Below are 12,478 nucleotides of genomic sequence, written 5' to 3'. Positions count from 1 at the left end.
GGACAAGGCGGCAAGACTTACCCACTTGGAATGTGATTTATCGATTTTACGATACTTTACCAACTCTTACAAATAGTGCTATACCTTAATTCTATTTAAATTGAGACGAGCATGACTGACACAGCTGAAACATCGAAAATTCCAAAGTTCGTTTTCTTCGGCGCGCTTGCCCTGTTTATGATAGTCATCATCATTGGCGCGACGGGCAACTTGGGCAGTGAAGGCGACCCAAGTACCGCGACGGCCCTTAAAGACATTACCGCCAATGCAGCCGGACCAGATGCTGCGATAGCGGCGCTTGAAGAAAGAACGCGGAAAGATCCAACAGATGTGGAGGCTTGGCAGTTGCTCGGCTGGTCTTACTTCGAAAATGGTAGGTATCTGGATTCGGCTAATGCTTACGGTAAGGCAACGAAACTTGAACCGGACCGCGCAGTATACTGGTCATCGCTTGGCGAGTCTTTGGTGATGGCCGACGAGAACGACCCTATGCCAAAGGCAGCCAAAGCCGCTTTTGATAAAGCGATAATACTTGACCCAAAAGATCCGCGATCCCGCTATTTTCTTGCCGTCAGTAAGGATTTAGATGGCAACCATACAGGCGCAATTAATGATTGGCTGGAGTTATTGAAGGACACTCCAAAGGACGCACCTTGGGAGGCTGACCTTATCCGGACAATCGAGCAAGTTGGGAAAATCAACAAAATTGATGTTACAAAAAGCCTAGCAAGCACCCAAGAAACGCGAACTAGTGACCTATCCGCAACCCTAAAAAGCATTGCAGCAGCGCCGATACCTGGACCCAGCAGAGCGGACATGGCGCAAGCGGCCAAGCTGCCACCTGGCCAACAACAGGAAATGGTGACCTCAATGGTAGAGGGACTGGAGACCAAGCTTGCGAAAAACCCAAAAAACGTAGACGGTTGGATCATGCTGATGCGAAGCCGCATGACATTGGGCGAAACGGCGAAGGCAAAAGCGGCACTAACAAAGTCAGTCGCGGCAAATCCGGAGGCGCAAAGTAAGCTGCTGAGGGAAGCTCAAATACTTGGAGTTCCAGGAACTTAAGTTCAGCGGAGCAGCCAGTGCTTCCTGATAGCTCCGCTCAGCAATCGTTTTGATCGCAACAAAAGGCAGGCTGAACTCCTAGCCGCCCGCCATATGTGATGACGCTTGAGAAGTCCCGCGGCCCGCGAATTTAGACCTTAACCGCATGGGCGCGCCTGTATCGAGATAACATTGCCACCTTTAGGTTTCCATTTTACCACACTTTACAGACTTCTCTCACTTTAGTAATCAAGGTTAACCAATGACAATACGACACGGCGATTCTTCGGACGATTGCCTGAGAGAGAAATATTTATTCTACTTCGAGTATTTTTTTTCGCTTTCTTGATTGTGTGGGCAAGCTCTACCGCACTCGCCTCGAATACAACGGCGGGGCTGGAAACACTATCGGGAGAAAAATGCGAACTTAAGGGAACGGCTCAACAGTCGTCCAGTAGTGTGTTTGTCGATGACAGGCAGTTACTATGCGGTGGTTTGGTAGTTGGCAGGTCCGCCCGCCTTTTGTTTCCCGAGAATAGCAAAGATTCCGGCAGGCAACCGCTCGAGCGCGCCTTCAGCGCTGCGAAAAGTGAACTGCTCCTCAATACCCAATTGAACTGCGAAGCAGAGCGATATTTGCCGCGTGATGGCAAATTTGTTCTCGCTCTGCCGTGCAGAAGTTCGGCTGATGGTTGGCCGATTTTATTGCTCGCACAGATCAGCGGTGGAACGCTGAACATTGTTCAAGGTCCTGCGTCAGCTTATCCAGCGCTATTGGCGGCACTCGGTCTGCAGTATGATGCAAACCGAACCCTTCTAGCCACAGAAGTCCGCGCTCTGTGGTCGACCCCCATCGTTATCGGAAGCGAAGTCGAACAGGCATTGATCCGTGAACTCTGGTCGGATGCTAGGCTTGCAAACAGCCGCTTTGCATATGCCGAAGCCGAACAAGCCTTGCGCAGGGCGCTCGATGTTCAAATTCGCATTTTTGGTGAAGATGACGTTGTAACCAACGCGCTTTTTCTCGATATGGCTATGGTCGTTGCAAATCTTGGTCGATTTGACGAGTCAGATGGCCTGCTACGTCGCGCAGCCCCAATCATAGAAAGGTCGCCAAGTCCCGCCGAGCGAGCCCGCCTTGCGACGTATAGGGCCAATATCTCAGCATTGCGCGGCGATTATACCGTGGCCCGCTCCGAAGCCAGCGATGCGGTCGCGCAGTGGCGCGCAATAACCGACGCTCGCCCTGTTACCGATGATGCAGCCTTGGCTCGAGGGGAAATAGCCATGGCCTTGAACCTTGAAGCGTTTGTGCTGATGCGCAGCGGTGACCCAACCAGCGCGAATGTGCTTGCAAGCCAAGCGTTACTGGCGCTGGCAGCCGCGCCTTCAACGCCGGTTTGGTGGCGCGCTGATGTAATGGGTGTGCTTGGCGAAACCAGCCTGTCAGATGGTCGACTGGCAGCCGCCGAAACTTACTTCAAGACTGCGATCAGGATCCGCAAGGATGCGTTTGGTGAAGGCGCCGGCACCCTGCGATTGCGCACCGCGCTGGCGCGTGCCTACCAAGCAGAGAACATGAATACAAACGCCATCATTGCTTATCGGGAAGCGCTTACCCTCGCCCGCAGTCTGCCGCGCGACAGTTTACCGTTCACTGATGAAGACTTGATGCCGCTGGCAGCAGCAGTCGTCAGCTATAGCGCAGATATTGCCGACGAAAAGCAACGTCAGGGCTTGTTTACCGAAGTTTTTGACGCCTTTCAACTTGCCCGCAAGCCAGGCCGCGATCGCACAGTTGCTTTAACGGCTATGCGGCTTTCCTCAGGATCCGTCGAATTGTCAGCCTTGTTGCGGCGCGTCGAGGACGATAATCGTGCGATGGCTCGGTTTCAAAGCGAATTGGCCCAGCAACAGGCGCTTGCGGCTGACGACCGTAATCCCGAAACAGAAGATGCGCTCATTGAGCAGATCGCTAGCCAAGCGCCCCGCATCGCAGCAACGCGCGCAGAAATCGCCACGCGATTTCCCGACTATCAAGCTCTAAAAGAAGAAAATTTGCCACGGATTGACGATGTTCGCTCCCGGCTGGAAGACAATGAAGCGGTCATTAACTTCCTGCTGGGCAGGGAAAAATCTTTTGTGCAGCTCATCAGGCGCGATGGAACGATCGTTGCGGAAGTGTCTGCTGGCGCAGCCGATATCGCCGCAAGTGTAAAAAGCTTGCGCCGCGGCCTTGAAATAGAGGGAAGATCGGTTGCTGATTTCGACCTTGATACCGCACATCAACTCTTTTCCCAATTGCTTGGTCCGATCGTCTCCAAGCTCGGCGGAGTACAGCGTCTGATTATCGTGCCATCGGGTGCACTGGCGAGCCTGCCATTCGGTCTACTTGTCACTGAGCCAGCGAAAAGCAAAAACTATAGCAGCGCGGCTTGGCTTTCCCGCCAATTTGCTATCACCAACAGCCCTTCAATCTCCAGCTTCATCGCACTCCGCTCCACGCGGCTTGTCGGCAAGCCACGCAACCTTCTGCTGGCTGTAGCCAACCCGCTGCTCGCTCCCTCGCTAAGTAAGGGGCCAATAGGTTCAAAGGCGACACGTGCAGGGTTTGCCGGCCTGTTAAGCAGCTGCCGCAAGGATGCCCCTGCATCACCTGAAACACTTCGCATGCTGACATCATTGCCCGAAACCGCTAGCGAGGTTGCAGCAGTAGCGGCAGCTCTTAAAGCACCTGACGCAGAATTTATGCTCGCTGAGAATGCTACCGAAGCCAATCTGCGCAGCAAGTCCCTTTCCGACTATCGCATTTTGTATTTCGCCACCCATGGTGTGTTGCCTGGCGAATTGAAGTGTGAATCCGAACCGGGGCTTGTGCTCACACCACCTGATACAATTGCTACAACGCGTTCAACTGATGGCTTGCTGGACGCCAGCGAAATCGCCGCACTGGAACTTCGCGCCGACCTCGTAGTGCTGTCAGCCTGCAATACCGCCTCGGATGGTGGCGACAAACTGGGTGGCGAGACCCTATCAGGGCTAGCGGAAGCCTTTTTCCATGCCGGCGCCCGCAGTTTGTTGGTCAGCCACTGGCAGGTGCCGTCGGCGGCGACTGCGCGTTTGATGATCGATGTCTTTAAGACTGTCGGCGCCGAACCTGACTTGTCGATGGATAAAGCCCTTGCCGAAGCGCAACTTAAGGCAATAGCAAACCCGGCCACGGCGCACCCCTTCTTTTGGGCAGCCTTTGTGTTAATCGGTGACGGTGCATCATCTCCGCTGAACGAAAGAGCGGCATCATGAGTTGGAAGGCGCTCGCTTCGGGGCTGGCGCTCGTCCTTGCCTGGCCAGCCCTTGCCACGCCGATGATTGTCGTTGAAGCACGCGGTGCCGGCCTAAAGCCTGGGATGCGCATCGATAGTGCGCGGACGGTTAAGCTCGTCGAAGGCGAAAAAATCGTTCTAGTCGCACCCGATGGCCGGATGTCGACATTGCGTGGTCCCTATTCTGGTCCCGCCGTCCGTAACGCTGGATCCGTTCAGAATCCACGGACGGCTTTGGCAGCACTTATCGCCACCCGCAACGATCGTGCTAGCTCAGTCGGGGCAGTTAGGTCCGGAGCAAGTGCCGCGCCCTTGCCGGAGCCTTGGCTTATCGACATCTCACGCGGTGGCGATCGCTGCCTCAAAGAGGGCGAAAAGCCAGTTTGGTGGCGTCCTGAGAGCCTCGCCGAACAGGCCTTTGCAGTATTTCCCGTTGATCGCTCATGGCGCGCCGATTATGTATGGCAGGCATCTGCAGATCGCATGACGCCCCCAGATATTGTTGGGCTTGACGATTTAAAAACCTTCATAGTCCGTGCCGGTGGCCAAGAATATCCCCTCCGTATCAACATGATACCGCGTGATATCGACGATCCTCTGGTGATCAGCGCCTGGATGCTGGAAAAGGCTTGCGTTCAGCAAGCTGATTCATATCTGATGGCTATTGGCAAAGATCTTGCCGATAGCGCAACGTCGCTGGGCGATGGCGAGCCACAGACCGGGGCATTACAAAAATGAGCCGCGCAACTCGGCAGGTCTTGGTCGCGATCGTAATTGCATTTGTCGCCGCGTTTCTCAGCGGCAGCAGCGTCAAATTCATCGCGCCGCTGGCAAATCTGGAAACAAAGCTCGCTGATATTCGTGTCGCAGCGATGCAGCCAGCGATGCCGCCATCTTCGGATGTAGTAGTCATCGCCATCGACGAGGCGACGCTGGCCGCATTTTCGTATCGATCGCCCGTTGATCGGGGTCTTGTTGCCGATTTGATCGAACAACTTGAAGACAAGGGCGCAGCTGCCATCGGGGTAGACATCATCGTCGATCAACCGACCGAACCCGCAAAAGATGGACGACTTCGCAAGGTCATCCGCGCCACAAGCACGCCGCTGGCCTTCAGCTTCAGTTCGGCCCCTAATGTCGTCAACGCTGATCAGCTTGCCTATTTGGAGGCGTTTATTCCGGAAGATAAGCGTGCCGAGGCGAACCTGCTGACCGATCCCTTTGATGGGCTGGTCCGCCGCATCAACCCAGGCGGCACTGTCATTAATGGCCAGCGCGTTGACACCCCTCAGAATCCAGCCGGGTTTGTGAGGAAATTGGCCGGTATGGGCGGTGCAAAAGCGCCTCTGGTTCCAGTCGACATCGCTTGGCGTGCGCAGCCAGATGCCGAAAACACGCCTTTCCCAACTTTTTCGGCTACTTATCTGCCGTTTTTGCCTCCTGAACTGATCAAGGGTAAAATCGTGTTAATCGGCGCAGTGCTGTCGATCACAGATCGCCACCGTACCCCGCTATCCATAATTGACGATGGCGATCGGGGCAACATGCCAGGCGTTATGGTTCAGGCCCACGGCATCACACAGATTTTAGAAGGACGGAGCCCGCCCACGGTGCCTGAGCCATGGACCATTGGCCTATTGGCGCTCTTCGCCATAATTGGTACCGGATTAAGCCTGTTGCGAATTGGTATCGTCTTCAATGTCGGTATCAGCGTCGTCATCACAATTGTATATTGGGTCGGCGCAATTTTGGGCTTTGGCAAGGGCCTGCCAATGTTGCCGCTGTTCGGACCGACGCTGTCGCTATTCCTCGCTTTGTGGATGATGGACCTCATTATTGGACGCGGCGAACGCAAGCAGCGCGAATTTATTCAGAGCACATTTTCACGCTATGTCTCGCCGGCAGTGGTCGACCAGTTGATCGCAGATCCGAGCGCGGTGCAAGTGTCGGGTTCCAAGCGGGACGCAACGTTCATCTTCACCGATATCGCCGGCTTCACCACATTGTCTGAAAAATTGGAGGCCGAAGAACTCTCTGAAGTTTTAAACAGATATCTCGACGGCGCTTGCGAGATCATCCTGAAACATACCGGCACAATCGACAAATTCATCGGCGATGCCATTATGGCGATCTTCAATGCTCCGATACCGCAGGCCGACCATGCCGCGCGTGGAATTCGTTGCGCGCTTGAACTCGATGCTTATGCCGAAGCCTTCCGAAAGGACTGCAACGCCCGCGATATCCCTCTTGGTGTCACCCGCATCGGTGTCCATAGCGGCCTGTCCATCATCGGTAACTTTGGCTCGCAATCGCGCATGGATTTCACGGCGCTAGGCGACACAGTAAACACAGCCGCGCGGACTGAAGCCGTCAACAAATATTTTGGCACGCGCATTTGTTGCACCCAACAGGTCGTCGACCAATGCCCCGATCTCGAATTTCGACCGATTGGCGACATTGTACTTAAAGGCAAGGTGCAGGCAACGCGCCTATATACCCCTGTAGCCGCGACCGATGCGCCGGAGTTGATTGCAGGTTATCGCCGGGCCTATGCCTTGCTTGAAGCCAGCGATCCAGACGCTGTCGATTGTCTGACGAGACTTTCCAAGGATTTTCCGGAAGATCCCGTCATCCGTTTCCATCAGGATCGGATTGCACACGGGCTGCTTTCTTCGCGGGTGGTGATGGATGACAAATAAACTCCGAACTTTGGCATATTTTATGCCTATATTTTACGTTGCACCGACCTTGATGGCGATGCATGCTGCGCCTGCCATCGCCCAAATCATCCGGCCACCGCCACAGGCGGATATTTCGCGTCAGCGGGTCCAACCTCTGCCCCTTCCAGAGACGCCATTACAATTGCGCATTCAGAACCCTGAAAAGGCAAGCGTTCCAAAAGCCGTGGATGAAATCGAGTTTTCGATCACCCGCATCAAGGTAACTGGTGCGACGCATTTCCCGGAAGAGCGCTGGCGCGCAATTTTTGCCTCGCTTGAAGGCAAGAAAATCGTTTTGAGCGACTTGCGTGAGGCCGCCAATAAGCTTGAAAATCTCTATCGCGCCGATGGCTTTTTTCTGACCCGAGTTTTCATCGCTCCGCAAGAGGTGCGCGACGGCACCCTTGAGGTACAGGTAGTCGAAGGGTTCTTAGCCAACGCTTTTGTCCAGGCACCGAACCAAGCCAGCCGGAAACTTACTCAGGCAATGATCACCCCAGTGCTCGGCCAGCGCCCGGTTCGCTTCCTTGATCTTGAGCAGAGGTTGCTCCTGCTAAATGACACACCAGGTATGGCCGTGACCAGCGTACTGCGTCCAGGGGGCACGCTGGGCAGTAGCGATATCTTGCTAACAGCCGTCAAGCCGCCAAGAGCTGCCTTTGCCGCGGTAAACAATTCGGGTTCCGACGCCGTGGGGCCAATAAATTATTCGCTCGGCACAACGGTCATTCAGCCCTTTGGCAGACCCGGGGCGCTTGACCTGTCGCTGGCAATATCCGGAGAAGGTTTTAGAGAGCTGCAAGCAGTAAGCGGGCGATATGCGATACCGCTTGGCAATAATGGTGTGGTGGGCAGTATCGGCGCGCTTGTCGCGCACGCAGCGCCGGGCGGTCTAATTCGTGATCTTGATGTGCAAAGTCGATCGGGCTCGCTGAGCGCAAGTTTGCGCGTGCCGTTGCTTCGATCCCGGGCCAATTCCATCTATCTTGATGCTGGGATGACGCTGAATCGCAGCTTCGTCAAGGCGTTGGGCACAGAGATTAACGACGACCGGAGCACAGTTGCCAGCCTTGGCCTGCAGTGGCGACAAATCGGTTGGCTGGCGGGCGACATGACATTTGGCGTTAACGTGCTCCACGGCCTTGGCCTATTGGGTGCGAACGGTGCCGATGCGCCCTTGCCGTCGGTCCAGGGGTTCAATCCACATTTTCTGCGGCTGACCTATCAATTCCAGCGCAATCAGCCGATCCGTGGCCCGATCGGCGCGAGTATGACATTGCAAGGCCAATATACCGCCAACCGTCTGCTATCGGGGGAGCAAATTTCTTTTGGCGGGCGCAGCATCGGGCGCGCCTATGATCCATCATCAGTGGTCGGCGAGCGCGGCGTTGGGGTAATTGGTGAACTATATGCATCGCTTTCGGGTGTTCAGGTACCCAGCCTCATTGAGGCCACCCAAGTCTATGCTTTTGCGGACCGGGCGCAAGCTACGACGCTCGCTTATGAGGCAACCCCCAAGCAGAGCACGACCATTTCCTCGCTCGGAGTTGGAGCGCGGTTCACGCTGCTCCGCCGGTTGTCGATTGACACGCAGTTCTCTTCGGCGCGCCGCGCGCTGCTGGACGGCGTCAAGAGTAGCGGCCGCTTTATTCTCAGCGCAATTTTGCAGTTTTGAAAGACGATGTCATGACCAGCGCAAAAATTCGAGCCGCCAATCATGGTCGAACATGCCGTCCGGCTATTCGCCGGCTATCGTTTCGGACGACACTGGCCTTAGCGGTCGGCATACCCGCGCTGGCCGCCGCCAATGCTGAGGACGTGCCGTTCACGATCGCACAAGGAAACGGATCCGCCACATTCGCTAGCAACGTGGACACTAAGACATTCACGGTTACGCAGACCACCCCCCGAGCAGTACTCGACTGGTCGCAAATCCTCTTGCAAGCCGACGAGACCTTAAACTTTGTCCAGCCTAATAGCCAGTCGATCACGCTTAACCGAAGCAGCGTGGCCACACCGTTAGCGTTCCAAATCGACGGCACTATTAATGCGAATGGCCAAGTCTGGCTTCTCAACCCCCAAGGCACGATCATAGGCTCGACCGGTCGTGTCAATGCCTCCGGGTTCCTTGCTACCACGGCCGACATCGATCCTGGTGCCTTCATGGACAGCACCGGACGTTTTGTATTTTCTGGCGCAACCGACGCGACCATCAACAATTATGGCCAGATCGACGTGCCGTCGGGATATGCGGTGCTTGCTGGCAGGAATGTCGCGAACATCAGTTCCAGTGCCAACAACGAAGCGGTGATAAGCGCCCGTTTGGGAAAGATCGCCTTGGGTGGAGGCCAGGCCTTTACCGTTGATCTTGACGGTAACGGGCTGATGTCATTCCTGGTGTCCGACCCGGCGGGTGCCCCCGATAGTGATTTCCCAAACAGTGTCTCAAATAACGGTAGAATTGTGGCCGATGGGGGCACGATCCTTATGACGGTGCGCAGCGCTGTCGACGTGATCGGCGGCGTCATCAGTAACAACGGCCTCGTGCAGGCCCAGACCGTCAACAACATTGGCGGCGTGATAACCCTCGATGCAGGCCCGCGGGGACAGATATCCGTCGGCGGCTACTCTTCCGCAGAAGACAACGCTTCCGTTGGCGGTGTTATCGATGCCACCGGTGGTAGCGGCATGAATAGCGGTGGTATAGTCCTTGCCGCTGCCGCTATCGATATTGGCGCATCCAGTAAGATAGACGTTAGCGGCGACAGTGGTGGCACTATAGATCTGCTGTTGCCGACTAACAGCCTTTCACCCGAGCAAACTGACGGGGCGCAAAGTATCAGTATCGCATCAGGCGCGCAGTTGCTAGCAAATGCTTCGACCACGGGCACCGGAGGCAGTATAAACCTGCGCGGTGATCTCAACAATTCGCAATCCTTGATGCAAATTTCGGGAATTTTGCAGGCCGATGGCGGGACAAGTGGCGGCGACGGCGGAACTATTGATATTCAGGCTTACAGGCTCGAGCAAAGAATGGAGGCATCTGCCCGCGCTAAAGCCGCTAGCGGTCTGGCCGGTAACATCAACATAACCTCGGCATCGATCGATGTCCTCGGCATGGCACCACTCTATCTGGGCGACGATACAGTTGCGGCTAACGTACCCCTTGGCTTCAGTTTCAACTATAATGGTCAAGACTATACTAGTGTCGATGTTTCATCGAACGGTTTCCTGACATTTGGCAATTTATCTGCGATGAATAGCAGTAATCCTTCCTATTGCTGCGACGGATTACCCCTTGATGATGCAATAACGCCGCGTAACTCGGTATTCGCATTGTGGACAGACCTCAACGATCTGAAAAATCCCTATTACACGACCATAGTCCTCCCCGACAGCAAAAAACGCTTTATCCTCGGATATTATGGAACGAGAGAATTTAATAACAATAATAATAACAGTTTCGAAATTATTCTCGATCAAGATGGTCGAATTCAGTTTAACTACGGTGATCTCAAAGTTCTGGATCACTCTGTAACAGCTGGCGTCACTAGGACAGGACCCACGGAGTTCACTGAGCTGTTTCGAGGCGCGCGAAACGCAACCACAGGCCTGATCGATCCAGGCCTGCTCGCAGGTTTTGCCAACAAGTCATTCGAGTATAATGATGGCGCATTTCAGTTACTGAATTCGGTTCCGATCCTTCCAACGGGCAACACCAAAATTCTGGCATCCCAAGTCGAATCATGGCTCAATAGCGGAACAAATGTGACGCTGCGCGCGCAAAGCCCAACGTTCGCAACTACTGGCGGAACTGGTGCAGCTGGTGGAACCGCAGCGGTTGATGGAAATGTGACGATCTATGCGTTCAACAATAAAAGCGCTGGCCCACTTACAAAGCTGTCGCTTGGCGCCACCGGCGATGTGGTAATCGCAAGCGGGGTTAACATCATGGCGGCGCAATCGGGTCTATCCGTCGCGCTGCAATCCGACAGCAACCAGAATGGCTCTGGCAGCGTCAAACTTGCCGGGACGATTAATACCGGCGAAACGACCCAAGCTGGGAATGCTGCATCCATCCTTATCGACGGCAACGTCAAACTTGGTGGCAATAGTGCCCTCATTTCAGAGGGCTCCGTTGCCGTAACAGGCGGCATCAGCCGCGGTGCGGGCGGATCCACCCCCATCAATCTGAGCATCAACGCTGCAGATCTGAACGCCGGCTCCATCGATCTTGGCCAAACGGGTCAACTTGAACTGACACTCGACAGTGAAAGCAAAATCAACGGTGACATAGTCGCGGCATCACTCACCAAGTCAGGTGTTGGTGGGCTCAGCTTGTTCGGCAATAATGTTGGCCTAGGTGCAATCACATTCCAGAACGGGACATTACGGGTCGCCTCAACCAGCAACCTCTCGGGTGGCAGCGCCCCCCTGACTATGGGCAATGCCAATAGCGATAGCGTAACGACCTTGCAACTGACCACGGAAAGCGACGTCGAGATTTTGAAGCCAATTTCGCTGGCTGGAAATTCTCGGATTGAAGCAGTAGGCCGCCTAACCTTGAATGGCACGATCGACGGCAACTTCGGCCTCACCGTAGACGGTCAGAGCGATATCACCATCGGGGGATCGCCCAACAGCGCGATCGGGGGAACCTCCAAACTTGCGACATTCAAAGCCTATTCGGCCAAAACTTTGACATTCGGGTCCAGCGCCACAATCGCAACCGTCGGCGACATAAAGATTTCCGGCGCAACAAGGTTCGTTAATCTCGCCACCGATGCTGCACCGCTAAAACCTGGATCACAATCACGCTGGTTGATCGGGAGTGGCAATACCAATCCCTTCGCAGGCGACACCCCCGATATGACCGGCGAGTTGCAGCACGATTTCCGTTTCTATGGCATAACTGAGGCGCAGGTGCCGTCACTGCCAAGCGGCAATGGGCTTGTTTATAGTCTGCAGCCTACCCTGTTCTTGTCAGTCACCGGTGGCATCACGAAAACCTATGACGGTTCAACAGCAATGCCGGCAGGCTCAATCGCATTTGTTGGCAATGGGCTGCTTAGCAATGACCAGTTCACCGTCAGCAACTTTACCGCAAGATACGCCAAGCCCAATGCCGGCACCCATCCAATCGTATTCAGCGACATCGCCATTGAATTCACAGACAGCAGCGACAAGCCCGTTTTCGGCTACGGGCTCGACACAAGCCAAATCACCGGCAACATCACGCCGGCGGCGCTTACGGCGGCGCTTACGGGCAATATCACCCGCATTTATGACGGTACCACTGCTGCCACACTGGCCGCGAACAACTATGTTCTGACCGGCTTTGCCGACGGCGACGGCGCGAGCGTCACCCGCACTCAAGGCGTCTATGAC

Annotated in this window: 6 protein-coding genes; all 6 read left to right on the top strand. The window is 55.0% G+C overall.

Annotated features, from left to right (window positions below; all coding sequences use genetic code 11):
* Positions 1-111: 111 nt before the first annotated feature.
* Positions 112-1,068, top strand: coding sequence for a tetratricopeptide repeat protein (locus Q0N43_RS10560; protein ID WP_295446136.1), 957 nt, complete (start codon positions 112-114; stop codon positions 1,066-1,068).
* A gap of 615 nt (positions 1,069-1,683) precedes the next feature.
* Positions 1,684-4,350 (top strand): CHAT domain-containing tetratricopeptide repeat protein, encoded by a 2,667-nt coding sequence (locus tag Q0N43_RS10555; RefSeq protein WP_295446134.1) that lies wholly within the window; start codon positions 1,684-1,686, stop codon positions 4,348-4,350.
* Positions 4,347-5,108 carry a hypothetical protein gene (locus Q0N43_RS10550; protein WP_295446132.1) on the top strand — a complete coding sequence of 254 codons (762 nt, stop codon included), beginning with the start codon at positions 4,347-4,349 and terminating at the stop codon, positions 5,106-5,108. Before Q0N43_RS10555 ends, Q0N43_RS10550 begins: the two co-directional genes overlap by 4 nt.
* Positions 5,105-7,069: an adenylate/guanylate cyclase domain-containing protein gene (locus Q0N43_RS10545; RefSeq protein WP_295446130.1), complete on the top strand. Its 1,965-nt coding sequence runs from the start codon at positions 5,105-5,107 to the stop codon at positions 7,067-7,069. The genes Q0N43_RS10550 and Q0N43_RS10545 overlap by 4 nt, the downstream gene beginning before the upstream one ends.
* A 22-nt stretch (positions 7,070-7,091) precedes the next feature.
* Positions 7,092-8,765 carry a ShlB/FhaC/HecB family hemolysin secretion/activation protein gene (locus Q0N43_RS10540; RefSeq protein ID WP_295446128.1) on the top strand — a complete coding sequence of 558 codons (1,674 nt, stop codon included), beginning with the start codon at positions 7,092-7,094 and terminating at the stop codon, positions 8,763-8,765.
* Between the two features lie 11 nt (positions 8,766-8,776).
* The coding region (locus tag Q0N43_RS10535) for a filamentous hemagglutinin N-terminal domain-containing protein (RefSeq protein ID WP_295446127.1) at positions 8,777-12,478 on the top strand (3,702 nt) is incomplete at its 3' end.

Source organism: Sphingorhabdus sp. EL138, assembly GCF_945882965.1.
Taxonomy (GTDB): Bacteria; Pseudomonadota; Alphaproteobacteria; order Sphingomonadales; family Sphingomonadaceae; genus Sphingorhabdus_B.
This window is presented reverse-complemented; position numbering and strand designations above follow the sequence as displayed.

Bases quoted from the DNA above. Each gene is read 5' to 3' on its own strand.
- Q0N43_RS10560 (WP_295446136.1), top strand. From the start codon at position 112: ATGACTGACACAGCTGAAACATCGAAAATTCCAAAGTTCGTTTTCTTC.
- Q0N43_RS10550 (WP_295446132.1), top strand. From the start codon at position 4,347: ATGAGTTGGAAGGCGCTCGCTTCGGGGCTGGCGCTCGTCCTTGCCTGG.
- Q0N43_RS10545 (WP_295446130.1), top strand. From the start codon at position 5,105: ATGAGCCGCGCAACTCGGCAGGTCTTGGTCGCGATCGTAATTGCATTT.
- Q0N43_RS10540 (WP_295446128.1), top strand. From the start codon at position 7,092: ATGCCTATATTTTACGTTGCACCGACCTTGATGGCGATGCATGCTGCG.